The sequence below is a fragment of the Streptomyces sp. NPDC047072 genome (assembly GCF_040643855.1).
Classification (GTDB): domain Bacteria; phylum Actinomycetota; class Actinomycetes; order Streptomycetales; family Streptomycetaceae; genus Streptomyces.
Window position 1 is genome coordinate 1 of record NZ_JBEYVC010000091.1, and the last position, 22133, is coordinate 22133.

Genomic DNA, 22133 nt, shown 5'->3' on the forward strand with positions numbered 1-22133 from the left:
CAAGTGGAATCTGTAATTCCACCCGGCTCCGTTCGTTGGGCCGAACGGGTTCTCTCTTTTGCGGATGTGCTCGGTAACGGACGCCGGCCGCTGCGGGCGGACACCCCCCGCCCCCGTCCCCTCACCGCCGTACGCGGGTGACAAAGACCCACCGCTTTTAGGGGCGCGGGGAACTGCGCGACCAGCCACGACGGACCCGCACCCGCCAAACCGCAGAACCCGGCACCCCAGTAGGCGCTCTCAGCACCCCTTGCCGGAAGCCGACGCAGTCGCCGTGGGTCGGGGGTCGGTCAGTGCGGTGAGTGCCTTGTCGGCGGATGCCCTCGGCGTGAGGTTCTTGAATGCCGCGCCGATGATCAGGTCGACGTCCGCCCCCTTGCGCGTGTCCGTCTGGGTTTCTGCCGCAGTGAGCTGGGTGCCCAGAACAGGGAGGGACGTCTTCAGCGCCGACGACGGGCCGAGCAGTATTCCCGTGCCCTTGACCTTCTTGTCGTAGGCCGTCGTCGCGTTGCCGACGTCGCCGATCTTGAAGCCCCGTTTCTTCAGCTCGGCCGCCGTTCGCTTCGCCAGACCCGTTCGGGTCGTGGCGTTGAGGACGTTGACGGTGATCTGGGCCGGTGCGGGGAGGGCGGCTGCGGAAGGGGCCGACGGCGAAGGGCTTACGCCGGCCGAGCAGTTGGCCTTGGGGCCGGCCGCCGAGGCCTCGTCGCCGCCGCCCGAGAAGACGTCGATGAGCTGCAGGGTGCCCCAGCCGACGAGGCTCAGCGCGGCGAGGGAGGCGACCGTGGCGAACACGAGCCTGCCGCGTCTCCGGGGTCGGCGCATCCGGGGGTACTTGTCTCCCGTGATCCGGTACTTACCGCCCATGCCGGGGGGAGTCAGCATGCTCATGGGCGCAGCGTAGTGCGCCCGGGCGGCGATTCCTACTAGATGATCATCGACCGCCGTACAGGAGAACCCGAAAGGGCCAAACCTTTACAGGAAGGCCGCTCGATCGGGCCGGGTCCGCTCGGTCCCGCTCGCGTCAGTCCAGTTCGAGCACGCGTGCGTGCAGCACCTGGCGCTGCTGGAGCGCCGCCCGCACCGCGCGGTGCAGGCCGTCCTCCAGGTACAGGTCGCCCTGCCACTTCACGACGTGGGCGAACAGGTCGCCGTAGAACGTCGAGTCCTCGGCGAGGAGGGTCTCCAGGTCGAGCTGGCCCTTGGTCGTCACGAGCTGATCGAGGCGGACCGGGCGCGGTGCGACGTCCGCCCACTGCCGGGTGCTCTCCCGGCCGTGGTCGGGGTACGGCCGGCCGTTTCCGATGCGCTTGAAGATCACACGGAAAGCCTACCGGTCCAGACGTTCCGGGCGCAGCCATGGCGACCGAGTGCGACGCTGGAAAAGATGCCGCAGATCGGGGCAAATCGGGAACAGGGGTCTGACATGAGTGACCGGGAGACCGTCCCCCAAGCTATGCCGGAGGCAAGAGCAGGTGCTTCCGCGCTGCCCCGGGAAGCCCTGGAGATCGCCTCCGGGTACGCCTTCACCGGGCCCGCCCTCGATCTCGGGGCTCTGCTGTGGGACGGCGTCTGTCTGGCGGACGCGCAGGTCCGGATCCCCCTGCCGATGCTCAACCGGCACGGCCTGGTCGCCGGCGCCACCGGTACCGGCAAGACCAAGACCCTCCAGCTCATCGCCGAGCAGCTCTCCGCCCAGGGCGTGCCCGTCTTCCTCGCGGACATCAAGGGGGATGTGTCGGGCGTTTCGGCGCCGGGTGTCCAGAACGAGAAAGTGCAGGCCAGGGCGGCCGACGTACATCAGGAGTGGGTCGCCACCGGGTTTCCCGCCGAGTTCTACGCCCTCGGCGGCATCGGTCACGGCATCCCCGTCCGGGCCACTGTCACCAGTTTCGGGCCGGTGCTGCTGTCCAAGGTGCTTCAGCTCAACCAGACCCAGGAGCAGTCGCTCGGGCTGATCTTCCACTACGCCGACCAGAAAGGGCTGGAACTCGTCGACCTGAAGGACCTGCGGGCCGTCGTCGCCTTTCTGACCTCGGACGAGGGCAAGGCCGAGCTGAAGGGGATCGGGGGGCTCTCCGGTGCCACCGCCGGGGTCATCCTGCGGTCGCTCACCGCCTTCGAGGCGCAGGGCATGGCCGACTTCTTCGGGGAGCCGGAGTTCGACACCGCCGAGCTGCTGCGGACCGCCGAGGACGGGCGGGGGCTCGTCTCCGTCCTGGAGCTGGCCGCCGTACAGGACCGGCCGCAGCTCTTCTCGACCTTCCTGATGTGGCTGCTCGCGGACCTGTTCCACGATCTGCCGGAGGTCGGGGACGCCGACAGGCCCAAGCTCGTCTTCTTCTTCGACGAGGCCCATCTGCTCTTCAACGGGGCCTCCAAGGCGTTCCTCGACTCCATCACGCAGACCGTCCGGCTGATTCGCTCGAAAGGGGTCGGCGTCTTCTTCGTCACGCAGACCCCGAAGGACGTACCGGCCGATGTCCTCGCCCAGCTCGGCAACCGGGTGCAGCACGCGCTGCGGGCCTTCACCCCGGACGACCAGAAGGCGCTGAAGGCGACCGTGAAGACCTTCCCGAACTCCGGCTACGACCTGGAGGAGCTGCTCACCGGGCTCGGCACCGGCGAGGCCGTCGTCACCGTGCTGAGCGAGAAGGGGGCTCCCACGCCGGTCGCCGCCACGCGGCTGCGGGCGCCGGAGTCGCTGATGGGCCCGGTCGACGCCGCCGCGATCGATTCCGCGGTCAAGAGCTCGCCACTCCACGGACGTTACGCACAGGCTGTGGACAGAGAATCCGCCTACGAGAAGCTCAACGCGGCCAAGCCCTCCGGCGGTGCCAAGGGCCCGGACGAGATGAGAGCCCCCGAGCGACAGAGGAAGCCGAAGGAGGACCCCTCCGTCGTCGAACAGGTCGTAGGAAGCGGCATGTTCAAGTCCCTCGCCCGCTCCCTGGGCACTCAGATCGGCCGCGAGATCACCCGCTCGCTCTTCGGCACGGCCCGGCGGAGACGGTAGCCCTCCGGCCCCGCCCCCGCCGGTCGGTCACTCAGCCGCGCCTCACGTCTTTCGACGCCTGCGGCTTCTTCTCCTGCTGCGTTTTCGGCGCACTACGAGCGGCTTCCGCACGCAACAGCGCGCGCAGAACCGCGTAAGGGTCGATGGGCATGTGCGTGTTCCTCGCGTTGTCTGTCGTTGTCTGTCGTACCGACGGGCCTGGGGACATCGGCTCCATCAGCAGCGCAGAACCACACAGCGGAGAACTTGGAGGGGGTACGACGATCCCGATGACGCCGAGTGCTCTTCCAGGACGGCGGGCACCGGTGCGGCGCGCTGCGCGGGCCTCAGAGGTACGGCGACCCGGGCACCCACAGTGGGCCGCAGCCCCGCGTCCAGAACGTCGTACTCGACGATCTCGACGGCCACGACAGGCTCCGCGCGGACCTCCGCATGGACCCCCGGCACGAGAAGAGCGACCAGCAGGACGACAGTCCGCAGCCAGACACGGCCACAGGAAGGTCGTCGTACGGAACTCACCCAGGTCGTTTCCCCACTGACGCACCGGTTCCAGCACGTCGGGGCTCACATTCACCCACCCAGGGGCGCGGGGAACTGCGCGACCAGCCCCCACCGCCCCGCAGCCGACAAACGACCTACTGCTTCTTCTTGGCCGCCGCCTTCATCTCCTGCTTATAGGCCCGCACCTTCACCAGAGACTCCGGCCCGGTGATGTCCGCGACGGACCGGAAAGACCCCTCCTCGCCGTACGCCCCCGCCGCCTCCCGCCACCCCACCGGCCGCACAGCGACCTGCTTTCCCAGCAACGCCAGAAAGATCTGGGCCTTCTGCCGACCGAACCCCGGCAGCTCCTGCAGCCGCCGCAGCAGCTCACCCCCGTCGGACACGCCCTTCCAGACCAGCTCGGCCTCACCGTCGTAGTGATCGACGAGGTACTGACACAGCTGCTGAATCCGCTGAGCCATCGACCCGGGATACCGATGCACCGCCGGCTTCTCGGAGAGCAGCGCCGCGAACCCCTCCGGCGCCTGCGCAGCAATCTCGCGTGCGTCGAGGTCGTCCGTGCCGAGGCGGTCGGCGATGGTCCGGGGCCCCTTGAACGCCCACTCCATCGGCACCTGCTGATCCAGCAGCATCCCGACGAGCGCGGCGAGCGGGGAGCGGCCGAGCAGTTCGTCGGCCTCGGGGTCCTGCGCGAGGTGAAGGGTGACGTCCATGTCCCGATCATGCCCCGGCCGCCGCCGGGCCTCCACGCGAGCGCCCGTCGGCTACGGCCGCCAGTACCCCAGCGCGTGCGTCCGCTCCTTCGGTACGCCCAGTTCCTTGCGGACGTACGACGCGAGGGAGCGGGTCGTGCGGGTGTCGCAGGCGATCCAGACGTACGCGTCCGGATGGGACCTGAGCAGGTCCGGGAGGTCCGCCCTCGCCTGGGCGACGAGGTGGGCGCCGGAGTCGAGGCGCAGGACCCGGCGGACCTCGTGGCGGGACGGGTCGGTGCGGAAGGGGAGGTCCTCGCCGCCGCCCTCGAACCAGACGGTCGCGGGGGAGGAGTCGAGCGCGGCGAGGAGGGAGTTGAGGGCGGGCAGGGAGGCGGGGTCGCCGAAGGCGAAGACGTGGGAGGGCTCGGGGTCGGGGCGGTCGAAGCCGGTGCCGTGGACGGTCGCCTCGACGGTGTCGCCGGGCTTCGCCGTGCGCGCCCAGTCGCTGGCGCGGCCGTCGTGCAGCGCGAACTCCAGGGTGAGGGTGCCGGTCTCGGGGTCCGGGTCGACCAGGGTGTAGGCGCGCTGGTGCGGCTTGCCGTCGGCGGAGAACCACAGTCGCACCCACATCGTCGGGTGGACGCCGGTGACGGCGAGCATGCCGCCGTCGGTGAGGTGGACCCGGCGGTACTCGGGGGTGACCTCCTCGGCGCCGGTCACGGTGAGGGTGAAGTCCTTCGCGCGCAGCAGTCTGAGGACCGCGCCCTCCCAGCCGTGCCCCTGCCCCATCGCGTCTTCACCCTTCACGTACGATTCCACCACGTACTACTTAGGCAAGCCTAACCTAAAGCAAAGAAGGACCACAGGGTGAGTACCGAGATCTACCGCGACGCCTGGGGGATCCCCCACCTCCGCGCGGACGGCGTGCGCGAACTCGCCCGCGCCCAGGGTTACGTCACCGCCCGCGACCGCGCCTGGCAGCTGGAGGTCGAACGGCATCGCGCGCGCGGCACCTCGGCCGCCTTCCTCGGACCCACGGCCCTGTCCTGGGACGTCCTCGCCAGACGGGCCCGCCTGGAGGACACGGCGAGACGGTGCTTCGATGCGCTGGAGAGACGGGATCCGGAGACGGCCGAGTGGGTGCGGGCGTATGTGGACGGGGTCAACGAGGGGCTGGGGAGCGGGGGTTCGGGCGGCGGGGCCCGTCGGGACGGTGAGGTCGGTCGGGACGGTGAGGTCCGCTGGGACGGTGAGGTCCGTCGGGACGGTGAGGTCCGTTCGGGCGGTGAGGTCCGTTCGGGCGGGGGCCGTGAAGTCGCCTCCGAGCCCGCCGGCACCGGCACCGCCCCCGAGCCCGCCGGCACCGGCACCGCCCCCGAGCCCGCCGGCACCGGCACCGCCCCCGAGCCCGCCGGCACCGGCACGCCCTCCGAGCCCGCCGGCACCGGCACCGCCCCCGAGTTCGCCCGCGCCCGTATCTCCCCCGGCCGCTGGGAGCCCTGGACCCCGCTCGCCGTCTGGCTCGCCACCCACATCCTGTTCGCCGGGTTCCCGGCCAAGCTCTGGCGGGAGGAGGCGGTACGGCATCTCGGGCCGGAGGCGGTCGGGCTGTTCGCCACCGACGGTCCCGGCACCTCCGGCAGCAACGGCTGGCTGGTCAGCGGTGAGCGCACCACCACCGGGCACGCCGTCATCGCGGGCGATCCCCACCGCTATATCGAGGACCCCGGCGTCTACCAGCAGATCCGCCTGTCCTGCCCGGAGTTCGACGTGGTCGGCCTCGCGGTCCCCGGCGTCCCCGGCATCGCCCACTTCGGCCACACCGGCACGGTCGCCTGGGCCATCACCAACGCCATGGCCGACTACCAGGACCTCTACCGCGAGCGCCTGCGCCGCACGGGCGCGGGCGTCGAGGCTCTCGACCCGGACGGCACCTGGCACCGCGCCGCCCGCCACACGGAGACGGTGGAGATCGCGGGCGAACCCCCGGTCGAGATCGAGGTGATCGAGACGGAACGGGGCCCGGTGATCGCGGGAGGCCCGGAGGGGCTGGAGTACGGCGTCCAGGGCACCGCGGGCGAGCCGGACAGACCGGGCGAGGAGGACGCCGAGGCCGCTCCCGGCGCCGCGGCCGGCTCCGGCCCCTCGACCGACTCACCGGCCTCCGAGTCCCCCGTCCCCCCGAACACCCCCCTCGCCCTCGCCCTCCGTTACCCACCCCGCGTCACCGACGACCTCGGCTTCAGCGCCCTCCTCCCCCTCCTCCGGGCGAACCGTGTCGCCGACGTCGACGCCGCCTTCGACCTCTGGGCCGAGCCCGTGAACGTCGTGCAGGCCGCCGACACCGAGGGCGGGCTGCTGCACCGGGTCGCGGGAAGGGTCCCCGTGCGGGCCGAGGCCAACCGGATCCGGACGGTCGCCGCCTGGGAGCCCGGCCACGAGTGGCAGGGCTGGCACGAGACGCCCCGCGCGGGCCTCACCGACGGCGTCGCCGTGATGGCCAACCAGCGCGGCCCGGCCACCCCGCTCGGCGTCGAGTTCGCCCCGCCGCACCGCGCGGACCGCATCGCGGCCAGGCTCGCGGAGAAGGACCACTGGGCGCCCGCCGACCTGCCGTCGATCCACATGGACACCCATCTCGCCTCGGCCCAGCCCCTGTTGGACCACCTCGCGGCCGTCGAGAAGGACCTCGGCCCCGCCGCGCGGAACCTCGCGGAAACGATCCTGCACTGGGACCGCCGTATGGACGCGACCAGCACCGAGGCCGCCCTCTACGCCGCCGTACGCAGCGCGGTCGTACGACGGCTCGCCGCCCACCCCGCCTTCGCCGCCCTCACCACCCCACCCGCCTACCCCGACGTCCTCCTCCCCTGGCTCGGCCTGGTCCCGCGCATCGCCTTCGCCCTCGAACACCTGCTGCGTGCCGAGGAGTTGTACGGCATCGACCGGCCGGAGATCGTGCGCGCCGCCGTAGAGGAGGTGGCCGAGAACCCACCGACCGGCACCTGGGGCGACACCCACCGCCTCGCCCCCTGGCGCGCGCTCCCCGTCGACGAGGAGCGCCCCGCGCTCTCCGGCGACCACGACTGCGTGCTGTGCACCTCCGCCGTGCCCGGTCTCACCGACCTCGCCGCGCGCGGCCCGGCCGCCCGGTACGTCTGGGACCTGGCCCGCCGCGAGGACAGCCTGTGGGTGGTCCCGCTGGGTGCCTCCGGCGATCCGGGCTCCCCGCACCACCGTGACCAACTCCCCTTGTGGCTCAAGGGAGATCTCGTCCCCGTCGTCACCGACTGGCGGCGACTGACCAAGGAAAGCGATGTCTGACACCTCCCTCAGGGACGCCCTGCACGAGCAGACCGTCGACGGCTTCGGCACCGTACGGATCCTGCGCCTGGACCCGCACGCCGACGCGGCGACCGTCCACGCCTGGACGCGCGAGGAACGCGCCGCCTTCTGGGGCATGAACGGCCTCACCGAGCAGCAAGTCGCCGAGGTCTACGCCCACTTGGACACCCTCGACACCCACCACGCCTTCCTGCTGCTCAAGGACGACGAGCCGGTGGGCCTGCTCCAGACCTACGAGCCCGAGGCCGACCGGGTCGGCGAGTGCTACGAGGTCCGCCCCGGCGACATCGGCGTCCACCTGCTGCTCGCGCCCGCGGACCCGGGGGAGTCGCGCTCCGGCTGGTCCGCGGCGCTGCTCGGGGCCGTGGCGTCGTACGTCCTGCTGGGCCTGGACCGCGCGCGGGTCGTGGTCGATCCGGACGTGCGCAACGAGAGGGCGATCGGCCGTTTCCTGAAGCAGGGGTTCGTGGCGGGGGAGCGGGTCGTGCTGCCGGAGATCGACCTGCCGGACGTGTACCTGCCCGAGAAGCACGCCCAACTGGCCTTCCTGGAGCGGGCGGTAGCCTTCCCGGCATGACGCCGGAAGATCTCGTCGCCCACTACGGACTGGAACCGATACCGCGCGAGGGCGGGCTCTTCCGCCGTACCTGGGAGGGCCCCGAGCGGTCCGACGGCAGACCGCAGGGCACCGCGATCGTCGCCCTGCTCACCGCCGACGACTACTCCGCCCTGCACCGCCTCCCCAGCGACGAGATCTGGCACTTCTACCTCGGCGACCCGCTCGAACTCCTGCTCCTGGCCCCGGACGGCACCTCGCGCACCGCCGTCCTCGGCCCGGACGTCCGGGCCGGTCAGCAGCCCCAGCTCACCGTCCCCGCGGGCACCTGGATGGGCGGGCGGACGACGGGTGCCTGGACCTTCTTCGGCTGCACCATGGCCCCCGGCTTCACCTTCGAGACCTACGAGCACGGGAACGCGGCCGAGCTGACGGCACGCCACCCGGCCGAGGCGGCGCGGATCACGGCACTGTGCCGTCCATGAGCCAACCCCTCGAAGGACAGGTCGCGCCGGTCGAGAACGCGGGGCGGCCGACGTGGTGAGCGTTCCGGGGGCCCCGTCCGTACGTACTGGGAAGGCCGCGAGTCGGAGTACGGAGAAGTGACGTGAGGTGTGAGCGTGCACGCAGCTGCGGAGACCGGGGACGACGAGGGCTTCAGGGGCTGGTGCTGCTGGGCACCCTGCTGGTCCTGCTCCTCGGCGGCGCGGGCACGGCGTCGGCCCACGCGGCCCTCAAGTCCACCGACCCCGGGGACGGAACCGTCCTCAAGTCCGCCCCCCGCGACCTCACCCTGACCTTCACCGAGTCCGTCGGCCTGCTCGACGACTCCTTCCGCGTCCTCGACCCCAAGGGCAAGCGCCTGGACATCGGCGACGCGGGACACGGTCCGGGCGGCTCGGACACGGCGACGGTCTCCCTGCCCGCCAAGCTCGCCCAGGGCACCTACACGGTCGCCTGGCGGGTGGTCTCCGCCGACAGCCACCCGGTCTCCGGCGCGTTCACCTTCTCGGTCGGCAAGGCGTCCCCGGCCCCGGTGGCCATCGCCACTGCCCCGACCGAGGACCCGGCCACCGCCAGCCTCTACAACATGGCCCGCTACCTGGCCTACCTCGCGGCGGCCCTGCTCATCGGCACCGCGGTCTTCCTGACGGTCTGCGGCCCGCCGGAGCCACAGCGCCTGAGCAGGCTGCTCTGGGCGGGCTGGGGCGCGCTATTGGGCTCTTCCTTGTTCCTTCTCGTGCTGCGAGCGCCCTATGAGACCGGCACGGGCCCGTCATCGGCCTTCTCGGCCTCCGGCTTCGAACGCACCCTGACCGGCCGCCCGGGGCTGGCCCTCCTGGCCCGCCTCGCGTTGCTGCTGGTGGCGGCCCTGTTCGTCGTACGACTGCTGCGGCGAGAGCCCCTCACGCGCGCGTGGCGTGCGCTCGGCGCCGTACTCGCCGTGGGCCTCGCGCTGACCTGGGCCGCCGCCGAACACGCGTCCGCCGGCATCCAGGTGCCGGTGGCCATGACGTCCGCGGTGCTGCACGTGCTGGCGATGGCGGTCTGGCTGGGCGGACTCGCGGCCCTGCTCACCACGCTCTACCGGGCGTCGGCCGAGATCCCGGCGACCGTGGTCACCCGCTTCTCCCGGCTCGCCTTCACCTCCGTGACCGTCCTCGTCGCCACCGGCGTCTACCAGTCCTGGCGCGGCCTCGGCTCCTGGAACGCCCTCACCGACACGACGTACGGCCGCCTCCTGACCGTCAAGCTCCTCGCCGTGACGCTGCTGGTCGCGGTGGCGGGGCTGTCACGACGGTGGACCGGGCGGCTGGCGACGGTCGACGCGGAGGTGGCCGTGGCGGAGAAGGTGCCGGTGCCGGTGCCGGTGCGGGTGGGAGGAGCGGCGGCTTCCGAGGCACCGGCTTCCGAGGTGCCGGTGTCCGCGGGCGGTTCGTCCGCGTCCCGCCGTGGCCTGCGTCGGTCCGTCCTCGCCGAAGTCGCCGTAGGCATCGTGGTGTTGGTGCTCAGTACCGTGCTGAGCGGCACGCTGCCCGGGCGGGCGGCGGCCGAGGCCGCGGCCGCGCCACCGGCGGCGGCCGGACTGCCCGCCGCGTCCGTGACGATGGTCCCCTTCCGCGTGGGCAACAACGGCGGCAAGGTGCAGGTCACCCTCGACCCGGGGCGTACCGGCCAGAACTCCGTGGAGGCCGTCGTGTTCGGCCCGGACGGAGGCATCGCCAGCGTCCCCGAGATCAGGATCAGCTTCACCCTCCCCGCCAAGGAGATCGGCCCGATCGACGCCGGCGTCAAGGACCAGGGCGGCTACTGGGCGACCAACGACCTCACCCTCCCCATCGCCGGCGACTGGACCATGAGGACGACGATCCGGGTGTCCGACATCGACCAGGTCAGCGTGGAGAAGACGGTGAAGATCGTGGGCTGAGCAACTCGGTCATGGTCTCGGCGGCCCGTACGGCGGCCGCTCCGCAGCAGTTGTTGAACAGGACGTGCACCTCGTCCGCTTCGGCGGCCAGCGCACGCAACCGGGGCGTCCACTCGGCGAGTTCGGCGCGCGCGTAGTCGTACCGGAAACGCTCCTCCTTGCTGCCACGGCCCCAGGAGGCGCTCCGGCCGTGGAAGCGGATCACCGATAACCGTGACGAGGTCACCGGGGTGACCGGCGGGACGGACAGGGGCAGGTCCGGGGCCATGTCGACGGCCACGGCGGCGAATCCGTGCGCGCGCAGCAGCATCGCCGTGTGCTCCCGGTGCCGCTCCTGCCACCAGGACGGATGCCGGAACTCCACGCTCACGGGCCAGCCGGCCGTGCGGACCGCGCACGCCTCCAGGAACGCCTCCGCCCGCACCCCCGGCCGGAACCACGGAGGGAACTGGAACAGCACCGCCCCGAGCCGCCCGGCCGCCCGCAACGGCTCGATCCCGGCGGCGAACCGCGCCCACACCTCGTCCAGTACGGCGGGGTCGGCGCCGTCCGCGGGCAGTCCTGGCAGCGCCTCGGTGCGGGTCGGGTGCCCGGTGAGCAGGGAGAACGCCTTGACGTCGAAGACGAAGCCCGGGGGCGTGCGCTCCACCCACAGCAGGCTGTTCCGCTCGCTCGGGAGGGCGTAGTAGCTGGCGTCCACCTCGACGACGGGGAAGTGCTCGGCGTAGTACCGCAGTCGGCCCTCGGGGTCCTTCCGCCCCGGCGGGTACCAGCCGCTGCGGACGAGGGCGGGGTCGGTCCAGGAGCAGGTGCCGGTGAGGATGCGGGGCATGGGGGCCGGGTACCACCCGGGACGGGATCTAGGGTTCCGACATGACCGGTTCCGCAAGTGCCTCGCATACGTACGTCTCCGAACTGTTCGCCCTGGACGGCCGGGTGGCCCTGGTGACCGGGGGCAGCTCCGGTATCGGGCGGGCGATCGCGGGGGCGCTCGCGCGGGCGGGCGCGAGCGTGGTGGTCGTGGCACGGCGCGAGACGGAACTGGCCGCGACCGTGGACGAGTTGACGGGCGATGGGTGCCGGGCGGCCTGGGTGAGCGGGGACCTGGGCTCACGGGAGGGCGTGCGGGCGGCGGCCGAGGAGGCGGTGCAGGCGTTCGGGGAGCCGGACATCCTCGTCAACTCGGCGGGGATCAACCTGCGTCCGCCGATGGGCGAGCTGACCGAGGACGTCTGGGACACCACGATGGCGGTGAACCTGGAGGCGCCCTTCCTGCTCGGGCAACGCTTCGGTCCCGGCATGGCCGAGCGTGGCTTCGGGCGGATCATCCACGTCACCTCGCAGCAGGCCCACCGCGCCTTCGTGCAGAGCGGGGCCTACGGTGTCTCCAAGGGCGCGCTGGAGTCGCTGGCCCGCTCGCAGGCCGAGGCCTGGTCGCCGTACGGCGTCACCTGCAACACCCTCGTCCCCGGCTTCGTCATGACCCCCCTCAACGCCCGCCTCGCCTCCGACCCGGAGAAGGTCACCGCCCTCGCGGCCCGCACGATGACCGGCCGCAACGGCCTCGCCGAGGACTTCGCGGGCGCGGCGGTGTTCCTGGCGAGCGGGGCGTCGGGGTATGTGACGGGACAGTCGATCTTCGTGGACGGGGGGTTGTCGGTGCACTGAGGTGCGGGGCGGTTGAGGGGCGGCGGGAGGCGGTGGGTCCACCCGTGGGTCCACTCGGGTTTCCACCCTGAATCCACCCGTGGGTCCAAGCCCTGAGCCGCCCCGGAGCCGGATAGTCGAGGCATGACGACCTCCGACTGGATCATCGATGTGGCGCTCGTCCTCGTCGTCGTACGGCAACTGCGCGAGGAGCGGCTGACGATCTTCACGTTCCTGGTTCCGCTGGCCCTGATCGGCTGGGTCACCGAGAGCTACCTCCGCCATGTGCCGACCGCGGGCGACGACCTGGTGCTGACCGGTGCCTTCGCGGCGGTCGGGGTCGCCCTCGGGCTGGCCGGCGGCCTGCTCACCCGGGTGCGGTTCGCGGACGGGCACATACGGGTGAAGGCCGGCTGGGCGGCCGCCGCACTGTGGGTGCTCAGCATGGGCTTCCGCCTCGGCTTCGCGGTCTGGTCCTCGCACGCCTCGGGCATGGCGCACCTGGCCCGCTTCTCCGCCGCGCACGACATCACCGACGCCCAGGCCTGGGTCGCGGCCCTGATCCTCATGGCCCTCGGGGAGGTGACCGTCCGCCTGGGGGTGATCGCGGTACGCGGCCGCCTGCTGCACATACGTGCCGTTCAACGGCCGCGGATCGCGTGAGCCTTCTCCTGGAGGAGACACGCGCTCGCCGTCACTTCGAGGGCCGCCGTCACTTCGAGGGCGCGAACGCCGTCACCCGCACCCCGGTGTCGCAGATGTGCACCGCCTGCTTCTTCCCGCCGGAGGTGAAGGAGAGCGTCAGCGGCCGGGCCTCGCCGGGCGGCACGACGTTGACGCCGGTGATCTCCTCGCACTCGTCGAGCGAGGTGAAGGTGAGCGTCGCGGAAGCGGAACCACCGGACGCGAGGCTGAACTTGTCCGCGTCGGCCGCCGACCCGTCCCAGTCCACAGGCAGTTCGGTCGGCCCGGATCCACCGATGAAGAGAAGGGAGGGGAAGCCGCGCACCGAGCAGGAACCGGAGCCCTTGTTGGTGATCACGACGGAGGCGCGGCCCGTCCCGGTGCTGACCGCCGCGGCCTTCAGGTTCTTCGTGAGGCAGTGGTCGGCGGCCGGTGAGGGGAGGGAGTCGGCGCCGAGGAGCACCCCGCCGGTCCCGGAGGGGGAGGACGTACCGCCGTCGCCACCGCTCTTGCCGAGGGTCCCGCCGGTGCCGCCCGATGTCCCACCGGAACCGGAGCTTCCGCCCTGGTTCTCGTCGGCCCGCGACCCGCTCCCGTCCGCCGTGTTCGCCTTGTCCGCCGCACTCGACGAGCCGGAACCGGAACCGCTGCCCGAGCCGTCCTCGGCGTCGGAGGACGAGGAGGAGCATCCGGCCGCCCCGGCGAGCAGCAGGACCGTGACGACGGAGATCAGTGGTCGGCGCATGGCTCCTGCCGGTTGCTCGAACGAATTGACGGACTCGGTCCCTTACCTGTGAGCGTATTGCATAGAATCCACGCCGATCACATTCATCGTTCACCGGCGCTGCGGAGCGCACCGCCTAGGGGGGAAGGGTCGGCCGCGTGCGCGGGAGCGACAACAGCAACGACAACAGAACCGATGCCAAGGCCATACGGCGCAGGCGGTTTTTGGGTGCGGGAGCCGCCACGCTGGGGGCCGCCGGAGTGGCGGCCGCGACCCAGATGACGGGCGGCGGCGCCGCGGCCTCCGTGGGCGGTTCGACCACCACGGCCGGTGCCGGTACGTCGGTGAGCGGCTCGGTCTTCAAGCTGGGCGTGGCCTCCGGCGACCCGCTGCCCACCGCGGTGGTGATCTGGACCCGGGTGGTGCCGGCGAACCCGGGCAGCTCCGGGATCCTGCCGCCCACCGTCGCGGTGAGCTGGGAGCTGGCCTCCGACAGCGGCTTCACCAAGATCCTCAAGAGCGGCTCGGTCAACGCGACCAGCGCGCTCGGCTACAGCGTCCATGTGGACGTGACGGGCCTGAGCGCGTCCACCGACTACTGGTACCGGTTCAAGGCGCTGGGCCGTACGTCTCGCACCGGCCGCACCCGGACCGCGCCGGCCGCGGGCAGCAGCCCGGAGAACGTGCGGATCGCCCTGGCCTCCTGCCAGAACTGGGCGCACGGCTACTTCACCGTGTACCAGGACATGCGGGCACAGGACCCCGACCTGGTGCTCTTCGTCGGCGACTACATCTACGAGAGCTCCGCCTACTCCTACCGCGTGCGCCGGCACGAGGGGTCGAGCGCGCCCGTGACGCTCGCCCAGTACCGGGCCCGCCACGAGCAGTACAACACCGACCCGGACCTGCAGGCGATGCGTGCCTCCACGCCGTTCGTCGTCGTCTTCGACGACCACGAGGTGGAGCAGGACTGGGCGGGCGACAAGGCGAACGACCCGGTGGCCTGGCCGCCGGCCAAGTTCCTGGAGCGACGGGCGGCCGCCTTCCAGGCCTACTACGAGCACATGCCGATCCGCCTCAAGCAGAAGCCGAGCGGGCCGGACGTCCAGATGTACCGCTCGCTCGACTTCGGCACCCTGGCCCGGCTGCACGTCCTGGACACCCGTCAGTACCGCGACGACCAGGCGACCACGCAGGAGGTCGCCAAGGAGGCCGGCCGGGTCATCGTGGGCACCACCCAGCGGAACTGGCTGCTGAACAGCATGAGCACCGCGGGCAAGAAGTGGAACCTCATCGCCTCCCCGGTGATGATGGCCGAGACCGACCTGCTGGCCGGTGTGGGCAAGCTGTGGGAGTACGACGCCTGGGACGGCTACCAGGCCGAACGCAACGCCCTGCTGGCCGACTTCCAGGACCTGCGCAACCCGGTGGTGCTCACCGGCGACCGGCACCGCACCATCGTCAGCGACCTCAAGCTGGACTACGCCGACCCGGACTCGGCCGTCGTCGGCGCCGAGTTCGTCGGCACCTCCATCTCCAGCAACGGCGACGAGGACCTGGAGGCCTTCGCCGCCGAGTGGGCGCCCAGGCTGCCGGACAACCCGCACTGGAAGATGATCGACGCCCGCCGCGGCTACCTGCTCTTCGACATCTCCGCGGACGGCATCGACGCCACGCTGCGGACCATCTCCACGGTCGTGACGAGGAACGGCACGACGAGCACGGCCGCGACCTTCCGGGTGACCGACGGGGTGCCGGGTGTTCAGCGGGTGGGCGCCGAGAGCGCGGCGTCGGCCTCGTCGTCGTCCTCGCCGAGTGAGAGCGCGGAGGCGAGCCCGTCCGCCGACGCCGGGGACTCCCCGACCCCGACGGACCCGGCCACCCCCACGGACCCGGCCACGACGGACTCCACCTCGCCGTCGCCCACCGAGTCCGTGACGGGCGACGTGCCCGCCACCGACGTATCCCCGACCCTCTGATCCCGGGAGAGACCGTGTTCACCACCCGATCCCGGCGGACCGAGGGCGGCCACAGACACCGGCGTCCGCTCGCCGTGAAGGTGTCCGCGCTGGCCGGTACGGCCGCGGTGCTCGTCGCGGGCGCCCTCACCGTGCTGCCCGGCGACGCCGACGCGACCGCCCCGGCCCGCGCCGACTTCGACGGCGACGGCACCTCCGACCTGGTGTACCGCAATGTCGCGGGCCAGCTGTACGTCAACATCGGCTCCTCGGAGACGATGGCCCTCGACGCGGACGTCGCCAAGGTCAAGGATGTCCTCACCCCGGGCGACCTCGACGGCGACGGCGTCCAGGACGTGCTGACCCTCAGCTCCAGCGGGGTGCTCTCCTTCCACCCGGGCATCTACGCGCGCGTGCCCGGCGGTCTGGGCTCGCGCCGTACGGCCGCCACCGGCTGGCAGGCCTACAACAAGATCGCCGCCCCGGGCGACATGAACGCCGACGGCAAGCCCGACCTGCTGGCCCGCACCTTCTCCGGGACCCTCTACTACTACCCGGGCAAGGGCGACGGCTCCTTCGGCAGCCGCGTCAAGATCGGCACCGGCTGGCAGCAGTACGACGAGCTGATCGGCGCCGGCGACCTCAACGGCGACGGCATCGGCGACCTGCTGGCCCGCACCTTCTCCGGGACCCTCTACCGCTACACCGGCAAGAAGGGCGGCACCTTCAACGCCAAGGTCAAGGACTCCCGGACCGAGTGGGCGTCGTACAACCAGATCATCGGCGGCGGCGACTGGGACGGCAACGGCAAGACCGACCTGCTGGCCAGGGACTTCTCCGGCAACCTCTGGCTCTACCCGGGCAACGGCAACGGCACCTTCGCCACCCGCCAGGCCCGCAGCAAGGGCTGGGGCAAGGCCACCCAGTTCGCGGGCGCCGGCAACAACCCGCACTTCGGGAAGTACGGCGTCATGGCCCGCACCTCGGCCGGCAGCGTCTACAGCTACGAGGTCACCGGCACCGGCACCCTGACGAGCAAGCTCCTGGTCGGCGGCGCCTGGCCGTCCTCCAGCACCCGCCTCGCCTACGCCTCCTCGCTGCGCGACAACGGCCTCGCGGACCTGGTCGTGCACTCCGTCAGCAGCGGCAAGCTGACCAACCCGGCGTTCTACGCCCTCTCCGACCCGCTGCTCGCCGCCGGCTCCACCACCTACAACCGCATCGTCGGCCCCGGTGACATCACCGGCGACGGCAAGGGCGACCTGCTGGCCGTCACCAGCTCCGGCACGCTCTACCTCTACGCGGGCACCGGCAGCGGTATGTCGGTCGCGGGCCGGGTCAAGCTCGGCACCGGCTGGCAGCAGTACAACGCCGTGGTCGGACCGGGCGACCTCACCGGTGACGGCCGCCCCGATCTGCTGGCGCGTGACAGCTCCGGCACGCTGTGGCGGTACGCGGGCACCGGCTCGGCGTCCAAGCCGTTCGGCGGCCGCGTGAAGATCGGCACCGGCTGGCAGCAGTACAAGAAGCTGTTCTCCCCGGGCGACGCCAACGGCGACGGCAAGGCCGACCTCATGGTCACGACCTCCACCGGCGCCCTCTACTTCTACGCCGGGACCGGCACGGGCGGCTTCAAGGGCCGCGTGTCCAAGGCCACCAGCGGCTGGAGCAGCTGGACGGACCTGCTCTGAGCGGACCCCTTCTCAGCCGCGCCGGATAGCATCGCGGGGTGAACACCTACTGGCACGTCGTCCTGCCGCCGCTCTGCGCCTGACCGGGCGCAGAGACACCGCTGTCGGCTCGATCCCGGCCCCCGTCGACCCGTAACGCGGTCAGGGGCTCGTTGTCGTGCGCCCGTTTCGAATCCAGTCCCTGACGCATTCGACGACGGAAGTTCACGACCGTGCCCCACCGCACCTCCGCACGCCCTGCCCGCGTGTCCCGCCCGGGCCTGCTCACCGGCCCCACCCCCGTCCTGACCGCCGCCGTCCTGTGGGGGACCACGGGGACGGCGAGTTCCCTGGCCCCGGCCGACGCCCCGGCGGCGGCCATCGGCTGCGCCGGACTCGTCCTCGGCGGCCTCCTGATGTTCCTCACCTCCCGGGGCGCCCGCGCGCTCCTCGTCCGGGCGTCGCCCGGGGAGCGCCGGCTCCTGGCGCTCGGCGCCCTGGCCGTGGCCGGCTACCCGGTCACCTTCTATCCGGCGGTGGCCCGCACGGGCGTGGCGGTGGCCACGGTGATCGCCCTCGGCAGCGCGCCGGTCTTCACCGGCCTGCTGTCCTGGCTCACCGGCCGGTCCCGCCCGACCGTCCGCTGGACGGCGGCCACGGCGGCCGCCGTTCTCGGCTGCACCCTCCTGGTGCTGGGCCCCGAACTCACCGGCCGGGCCACGCCGATGGACCTGACGGGCGTGGCCCTCGCCGCGTGCGCCGGGCTGTCGTACGCCGTCTGCTCGCTGATCGGCGGCCGGCTCATCACCGACGGCCACCCCTCGGGGGCGGTGATGGGGACGTTGTTCGGCGCGGCGGGCGTCCTGGTCCTCCCCCTGGTGCTCGCGTCGGGCACCCACTGGCTCACCACGCCCCGGGGCGCGACGGTGGCGCTCTACCTGGCCCTCTTCACGGTCGCCCTGGCCTACCACCTCTTCGGCCACGGCCTCCGGCACACCCCCGCGTCCCTCGCCACCTCGCTCACCCTCACGGAACCGGCGGTCGCGGCGCTCCTGGGCATCACGGTCCTGGGCGAACACCTCCCGGCCGTCTCCTGGGCGGGCCTGGCGATCCTGTTCGCGGGCCTGGGTCTGCTGGCCCTCCCGAGTGACAGGACGGCCGCCGGGAACGGGTGAAACCGGAGCGCAGGAAGCAGCGTCTTGGTGTACAAGACCGGGATAACGTATCCGAGTTACGCCATCTCCGGCCTGTCTGGACGAACCAGGGAGGATGGTAGGAAATGGCACACCGGAAACACTCTCTGTCCCACGGCGCTGCCCTGTGCGCGGCCGTCGCCGCGACGGCGGCCCTGCTGACGGGCTGCACACCGAACAGCGGCGGCTCCGCGAGCGCGGCGGAAACACCGTCCTCGTCGGCGCCGTCGCCCACACCGACGACCCCCGCACCCGGTCACACCACGGCGGGCTCCCCGCCCAAGACCGGCGGCTGCACCTCGCTGGTGGTGTCGTCGGCGGTGAAGGCAAACGTCACGACCGCCTACGGCAACCAGGCCCGACCCCGCCTCACCCACCTCGCGCCGGTCAAGGGCACGTTCTACTACGGCAGTTGCGACGGCACCTTCTACGCCGCGACCCGCTTCCGGCCGACCGCCGGCAGCACCGAGGCGGAACAGGTCGCCCTCCAGGACGACGGGTCGGCAATGAAGTACTTCGTCGACCGCCCCGGCACGGGCTGGACCTACCTGGCGAGCGACGGCTTCCCCGCCTCACCACAGGGCTGCGCGGCCATCACTCGGATCCCGTCGAGCCTGGCATCCGCGTGGGACGACTGCCACTCCACGGCGTGAGGGCGGCGGGCCGGCCGGTCAGCCCTCCGGTGTCTGGTGCGTACGCTGCAGCAGTCCCGCGTGGGCGGCCAGGACACCGGCCTGGAAGCGGCTCTGGGCGCCGAGGCTGTCCATGATGACGGCGATGTGACGGCGGAGGGTGCGGGCGGAGATGCCGAGGCGGTGGGCGATGAACTCGTCCTTGTGGCCCGCCGCCAGCAGCCGCAGGATGGCGCTCTGGACGGCACCGAACGTCTCGCCGTAGCCCACGACACAGGGCTCGAAGTCCGTGGCGGACTCCCAGGCGTAGGCGTGCAGTCCGCCGAGCACACCCACTGCCGCGGCGTCGTAGAGAACGGTCACCTCGCGGGAGTCGGCGGTGAACGCGAAGGCCGTGCCGCGGTCGAGGACCAGCAGGTTCTGCGGTGGCGCGTTGCAGGTGCGCACATGGGCGCCGGCGTCCGCGAGGCCGCTGAGGAGCTTGCGGGCCTGGGCGTGGGCGCGCACCGTGTGCGGGACGACGGCACGTACCCCGACGCCGCGCCGCAGCAGCGTGGCGAGGAAGGGTTCGACCAGCCGGAGCGGGTGGTCGTCGGGGCTCTCGCCGGACTGCATGAGCAGTGCCTCGTCGGTGCAGTGGGACACCGCGTCCGCCAGCCGCAGCCGGGTCTGTGTGCTGTCGTGGGTGGTGAAGGAGGGCTCGGTGTGCAGTTCGGCGCGCCGCACCCGGTCGAAGACGTCGCCGAAGCGCCGGAGTCTGCCCTGGATGCCGGTGAGGGTCAGGCGCCGGTCGTGGATCTCCTGTTCGAGCGGCGCGACCAGCTCCAGATGCGCCGCGCTCGGACCGACGGCGATCAGCCGGCGCCGGTCGTCGTCGAGGAAGGAGATCAGCCGCAGCGCCTCCAGGTGGCGCAGCGCGCCGTCGACACGGTGGTAGGGGGCGCCGAGCGCCGCCTCGATCTCGGCCGCGGAGGCCGAGGGGCGGCGTAGCACCCAGCTGTATACCTCGGCGGAGAACTCGTCGTCGTAGACCACCTCGTCGAGGTCGACCTGGTGGGTTCCCACCTCGTCGAGGGGTATCTCGTCGCGCAGGGCCACGTGGTGTCGGGCCATGGGCGGCACTCACCTCCGGTGTGCTGGATGATGCCGTGCTGTTCTGAGGGGCGCGAGGCGACAGTCGGCGTCGACGGTCTGTCGGCGTCCGTGGCGATCATGCCGCAGGGGCGGGTGCGCGGTGAACGGCTGTGCCACCAAGGGATGAAACCCCCGGCGCGAATCTGCGACTTTGGTTGCAGCCGGTGTTGCGGGCACATTGCGGCCGAAGTCTCCCACGCGTTGCGGCGTTTAGGCTGCGCCGCGTGACTGAGGCGACGGAGCGGCACATGACGGGCGGCCTGCCGGTCTTACGGCTCGCGCGGCTGTGTCTGGCGGAGGCAAGGCCGCAGGTGCAGGGGATCTTCCTGCTGCGGTTCGCGGTGGGTGCCGTGGGCGCGCTGCCCGCGGCCGCCGACGGAGGACCGGCCGTGGTGGGCGCGGTGGCCTGGTGGGGCGCCGTGGTCTTCGCGTACCTGCTGAACGGGGTGACGGACGTCGCCGAGGACCGGGCCAACGGCTCGCGGCGGCCGATCGCGCGCGGGGCGCTGCCGGTCCGTACGGCCGGGTGGAGCGCCGCCGCGGTGGCGGTGGCCGCCCTCGGGCTGAGCGCGGCCGCCGGGGGCGGGCTGGTGTGGTGGAGCGCCGTGTTCCTCGCGCTGGGGTGGGCGTACTCGGCGCCGCCGCTGGCGGCCAAGCGGTGGAGCCTGTCCTGCTCGGTGGTGGTGTTCGGGCTCGGCTGGACCAGTTACGCGGCCGGGGCGGCCGCCGCCGGGAGCGGACTCGACCGTGTGGGGCTGGTGTTCGCCATCGCCCTGTCGGCGTGGATGGCGCTGGTCGGGGCGGTGGTCAAGGACCTGTCCGACGCGGGCGGCGACGCCGTCGGCGGGCGGCGCACCCTGGCGGCACGACGCGGACTCGGCGCCGCGCGCCGGCTGGCCGTGCTCGGCGCGGTGCTCGTCGGGGTGGGCGGACCGGTCGCCTCGCTGGTGTGGGCGCCGGTGGCGCTGGCCGGGACGCTGCCGCTGGCCGCCGGCGCGGGGTGGGTCGTGACGGTGTGCGTCCGGACGGCCGGGGAGAGGGACCGGCACACACGGCGTGGTGGGTACCGGGCGTTCATGGCCACCCAGTACGCGGCCAACCTCGCCCTGCTCACCGCCCTGTTGGTGCGGGACGCGGTCCGGTAGGGATCAGCGGTCCAGGCCCCCGCCGAACGCCTTGTGCACCGCGTCCATCCGGGAGGAGGCCCCCAACTTGGCGAAGACGTTGGACAGATGGCGCTTGACCGTGGGCTCGGTGATGCCGAGCCGGCGGGCGATCTGCCGGTTGGTCATCGCCCGGGCCACCTCCTCCAGCACCTCCCGCTCCCGCACGGTCAGCGACGCGACCTGCGCGTCCGGGCCGAACTCCGGTAGAGGGTCGGGCTGTTCGCCGGCCGTGTCGCGGCCGGTGGCCAGCAGGCGGCCGCGGGTCTCCTCGTAGCCGAGCATGCCCGCGTGCAGTCTGCTCCCGGCGGCGGCCCGGAAGGCGGCGTTGACGCGCGTCACCACTTCGGGCCGCTGCACCAGCGCCTCCTGGTCCATGGCCTGCCGTACGGCGGGTTCCAGCGCGGACCAGAGGATCTCCACCGCCCGCACCGACTCGGCGGCCGGTATCCGCTGCAGCGCCCGGTGGGAGCCGAGCAGCCGGGTGTACTCCTTCGACCGGTCGGTCTCCTCGGGCGGGGCGGGCGAGCCGGCCAGCGCCAGCGCGTCGACGCATTCGTCGAGGATGGCCAGCGCCTGCCAACGGCACTGCCGCCAGGCCTCCGGCAGGGTGGCCAGCGGGCTGTTCACACGCAACAGGCTGGCCCGGTACGCCGCCATGACCTCGGGGATCCTGGCTCTCAGCGCTCGGGCGGCCCTCGCGTAGGCCATGCTCCCCCTCGTGTCCCCCTGAAGGGCGCGACAAGCGCCCAACCGTCGATCCTACTCGGGGCGGCGGGGGAGA

General features: G+C 72.2%; 21 protein-coding genes. 12 read left to right on the forward strand and 9 right to left on the reverse strand.

All coding sequences use genetic code 11. The features are described from left to right. Nucleotides 1-240: 240 nt before the first annotated feature. Together ABZ896_RS31325 and ABZ896_RS31330 are read right to left on the reverse strand one after the other, a co-directional pair. Complete coding sequence (locus ABZ896_RS31325; RefSeq protein ID WP_360936460.1) at nucleotides 241-891, reverse strand: LytR C-terminal domain-containing protein; 651 nt, start codon at nucleotides 889-891, stop codon at nucleotides 241-243. A gap of 133 nt (nucleotides 892-1024) precedes the next feature. Continuing rightward, nucleotides 1025-1321 carry a type II toxin-antitoxin system VapB family antitoxin gene (locus tag ABZ896_RS31330; protein ID WP_003999914.1) on the reverse strand — a complete coding sequence of 99 codons (297 nt, stop codon included), beginning with the start codon at nucleotides 1319-1321 and terminating at the stop codon, nucleotides 1025-1027. A gap of 105 nt (nucleotides 1322-1426) precedes the next feature. Between ABZ896_RS31330 and ABZ896_RS31335 the strand changes: the two genes are divergently transcribed. Continuing rightward, complete coding sequence (locus tag ABZ896_RS31335; RefSeq protein ID WP_360936462.1) at nucleotides 1427-3016, forward strand: helicase HerA-like domain-containing protein; 1590 nt, start codon at nucleotides 1427-1429, stop codon at nucleotides 3014-3016. 216 nt (nucleotides 3017-3232) lie between these two features. Here the strand turns inward: ABZ896_RS31335 and ABZ896_RS31340 are convergent, their stop codons facing one another. From ABZ896_RS31340 to ABZ896_RS31350, 3 genes are all read right to left on the reverse strand, one after another. Continuing rightward, nucleotides 3233-3424 (reverse strand): hypothetical protein, encoded by a 192-nt coding sequence (locus ABZ896_RS31340; protein WP_360936464.1) that lies wholly within the window; start codon nucleotides 3422-3424, stop codon nucleotides 3233-3235. A 227-nt stretch (nucleotides 3425-3651) separates the two neighbouring features. After that, the gene (locus ABZ896_RS31345) at nucleotides 3652-4233 is read right to left on the reverse strand and encodes an HhH-GPD-type base excision DNA repair protein (RefSeq protein WP_360936466.1); all 582 of its coding nucleotides are present in this window, start codon (nucleotides 4231-4233) and stop codon (nucleotides 3652-3654) included. A gap of 51 nt (nucleotides 4234-4284) precedes the next feature. Beyond that, nucleotides 4285-5004 carry a siderophore-interacting protein gene (locus ABZ896_RS31350; RefSeq protein WP_360936523.1) on the reverse strand — a complete coding sequence of 240 codons (720 nt, stop codon included), beginning with the start codon at nucleotides 5002-5004 and terminating at the stop codon, nucleotides 4285-4287. Nucleotides 5005-5082: 78 nt separating this feature from the next. Here ABZ896_RS31350 and ABZ896_RS31355 point away from each other — a divergent pair, with 78 nt between their 5' ends. The 4 genes from ABZ896_RS31355 to ABZ896_RS31370 all read left to right on the forward strand — a co-directional run bounded on the left by ABZ896_RS31355 (nucleotide 5083) and on the right by ABZ896_RS31370 (nucleotide 10544). Next, on the forward strand, nucleotides 5083-7539 hold the full coding sequence (locus tag ABZ896_RS31355; protein WP_360936468.1) for a penicillin acylase family protein: 2457 nt from the start codon (nucleotides 5083-5085) through the stop codon (nucleotides 7537-7539). Further along, complete coding sequence (locus tag ABZ896_RS31360; RefSeq protein WP_360936470.1) at nucleotides 7532-8137, forward strand: GNAT family N-acetyltransferase; 606 nt, start codon at nucleotides 7532-7534, stop codon at nucleotides 8135-8137. The genes ABZ896_RS31355 and ABZ896_RS31360 overlap by 8 nt, the downstream gene beginning before the upstream one ends. Further along, complete coding sequence (locus ABZ896_RS31365; RefSeq protein ID WP_360936472.1) at nucleotides 8134-8601, forward strand: cupin domain-containing protein; 468 nt, start codon at nucleotides 8134-8136, stop codon at nucleotides 8599-8601. Before ABZ896_RS31360 ends, ABZ896_RS31365 begins: the two co-directional genes overlap by 4 nt. 182 nt (nucleotides 8602-8783) lie before the next feature. Further along, entirely contained in the window at nucleotides 8784-10544 is a 1761-nt protein-coding gene (locus ABZ896_RS31370) for a copper resistance protein CopC (protein ID WP_360936474.1), read from the forward strand. Here ABZ896_RS31370 and ABZ896_RS31375 read toward each other — a convergent pair. Further along, nucleotides 10510-11376, reverse strand: a complete 867-nt coding sequence (locus ABZ896_RS31375) for a DUF72 domain-containing protein (RefSeq protein WP_360936476.1) — start codon at nucleotides 11374-11376, stop codon at nucleotides 10510-10512. The genes ABZ896_RS31370 and ABZ896_RS31375 overlap by 35 nt on opposite strands. 41 nt (nucleotides 11377-11417) lie before the next feature. Here ABZ896_RS31375 and ABZ896_RS31380 point away from each other — a divergent pair, with 41 nt between their 5' ends. Beyond that, nucleotides 11418-12212 carry an SDR family oxidoreductase gene (locus tag ABZ896_RS31380; protein WP_360936478.1) on the forward strand — a complete coding sequence of 265 codons (795 nt, stop codon included), beginning with the start codon at nucleotides 11418-11420 and terminating at the stop codon, nucleotides 12210-12212. A gap of 123 nt (nucleotides 12213-12335) precedes the next feature. Then, nucleotides 12336-12854: a hypothetical protein gene (locus ABZ896_RS31385; protein ID WP_360936480.1), complete on the forward strand. Its 519-nt coding sequence runs from the start codon at nucleotides 12336-12338 to the stop codon at nucleotides 12852-12854. Nucleotides 12855-12903: 49 nt separating this feature from the next. On the opposite strand, the gene ABZ896_RS31390 is transcribed toward ABZ896_RS31385, so the two are convergent. Then, the gene (locus ABZ896_RS31390) at nucleotides 12904-13620 is read right to left on the reverse strand and encodes a DUF4232 domain-containing protein (RefSeq protein WP_360936482.1); all 717 of its coding nucleotides are present in this window, start codon (nucleotides 13618-13620) and stop codon (nucleotides 12904-12906) included. 137 nt (nucleotides 13621-13757) lie between these two features. Between ABZ896_RS31390 and ABZ896_RS31395 the strand changes: the two genes are divergently transcribed. The 4 genes from ABZ896_RS31395 (at nucleotide 13758) to ABZ896_RS31410 (ending at nucleotide 19073) form a co-directional block, all read left to right on the forward strand. Then, on the forward strand, nucleotides 13758-15578 hold the full coding sequence (locus ABZ896_RS31395; protein ID WP_360936484.1) for an alkaline phosphatase D family protein: 1821 nt from the start codon (nucleotides 13758-13760) through the stop codon (nucleotides 15576-15578). A gap of 14 nt (nucleotides 15579-15592) precedes the next feature. Beyond that, nucleotides 15593-17248 (forward strand): VCBS repeat-containing protein, encoded by a 1656-nt coding sequence (locus ABZ896_RS31400; protein WP_360936486.1) that lies wholly within the window; start codon nucleotides 15593-15595, stop codon nucleotides 17246-17248. A 245-nt stretch (nucleotides 17249-17493) separates the two neighbouring features. Beyond that, complete coding sequence (locus ABZ896_RS31405) at nucleotides 17494-18402, forward strand: EamA family transporter (protein WP_360936488.1); 909 nt, start codon at nucleotides 17494-17496, stop codon at nucleotides 18400-18402. Nucleotides 18403-18506: 104 nt separating this feature from the next. Next, nucleotides 18507-19073 (forward strand): hypothetical protein, encoded by a 567-nt coding sequence (locus ABZ896_RS31410; protein WP_360936490.1) that lies wholly within the window; start codon nucleotides 18507-18509, stop codon nucleotides 19071-19073. A gap of 18 nt (nucleotides 19074-19091) precedes the next feature. On the opposite strand, the gene ABZ896_RS31415 is transcribed toward ABZ896_RS31410, so the two are convergent. Next, entirely contained in the window at nucleotides 19092-20165 is a 1074-nt protein-coding gene (locus ABZ896_RS31415) for a helix-turn-helix transcriptional regulator (protein WP_360936492.1), read from the reverse strand. A 245-nt stretch (nucleotides 20166-20410) separates the two neighbouring features. Between ABZ896_RS31415 and ABZ896_RS31420 the strand changes: the two genes are divergently transcribed. Then, nucleotides 20411-21331, forward strand: coding sequence for a UbiA family prenyltransferase (locus ABZ896_RS31420; protein WP_360936494.1), 921 nt, complete (start codon nucleotides 20411-20413; stop codon nucleotides 21329-21331). A gap of 3 nt (nucleotides 21332-21334) precedes the next feature. Here ABZ896_RS31420 and ABZ896_RS31425 read toward each other — a convergent pair whose 3' ends face one another. Next, complete coding sequence (locus tag ABZ896_RS31425; RefSeq protein ID WP_360936496.1) at nucleotides 21335-22060, reverse strand: LuxR C-terminal-related transcriptional regulator; 726 nt, start codon at nucleotides 22058-22060, stop codon at nucleotides 21335-21337. Between the last annotated feature and the right edge of the window lie 73 nt (nucleotides 22061-22133).

Bases quoted from the DNA above. Each gene is read 5' to 3' on its own strand.
- ABZ896_RS31360 (WP_360936470.1), top strand. From the start codon at position 7,532: ATGTCTGACACCTCCCTCAGGGACGCCCTGCACGAGCAGACCGTCGAC.
- ABZ896_RS31335 (WP_360936462.1), top strand. From the start codon at position 1,427: ATGAGTGACCGGGAGACCGTCCCCCAAGCTATGCCGGAGGCAAGAGCA.
- ABZ896_RS31365 (WP_360936472.1), top strand. From the start codon at position 8,134: ATGACGCCGGAAGATCTCGTCGCCCACTACGGACTGGAACCGATACCG.
- ABZ896_RS31415 (WP_360936492.1), bottom strand. From the start codon at position 20,165: ATGGCCCGACACCACGTGGCCCTGCGCGACGAGATACCCCTCGACGAG.
- ABZ896_RS31375 (WP_360936476.1), bottom strand. From the start codon at position 11,376: ATGCCCCGCATCCTCACCGGCACCTGCTCCTGGACCGACCCCGCCCTC.
- ABZ896_RS31410 (WP_360936490.1), top strand. From the start codon at position 18,507: ATGGCACACCGGAAACACTCTCTGTCCCACGGCGCTGCCCTGTGCGCG.
- ABZ896_RS31350 (WP_360936523.1), bottom strand. From the start codon at position 5,004: ATGGGGCAGGGGCACGGCTGGGAGGGCGCGGTCCTCAGACTGCTGCGC.
- ABZ896_RS31425 (WP_360936496.1), bottom strand. From the start codon at position 22,060: ATGGCCTACGCGAGGGCCGCCCGAGCGCTGAGAGCCAGGATCCCCGAG.
- ABZ896_RS31390 (WP_360936482.1), bottom strand. From the start codon at position 13,620: ATGCGCCGACCACTGATCTCCGTCGTCACGGTCCTGCTGCTCGCCGGG.
- ABZ896_RS31385 (WP_360936480.1), top strand. From the start codon at position 12,336: ATGACGACCTCCGACTGGATCATCGATGTGGCGCTCGTCCTCGTCGTC.
- ABZ896_RS31345 (WP_360936466.1), bottom strand. From the start codon at position 4,233: ATGGACGTCACCCTTCACCTCGCGCAGGACCCCGAGGCCGACGAACTG.
- ABZ896_RS31380 (WP_360936478.1), top strand. From the start codon at position 11,418: ATGACCGGTTCCGCAAGTGCCTCGCATACGTACGTCTCCGAACTGTTC.
- ABZ896_RS31325 (WP_360936460.1), bottom strand. From the start codon at position 891: ATGAGCATGCTGACTCCCCCCGGCATGGGCGGTAAGTACCGGATCACG.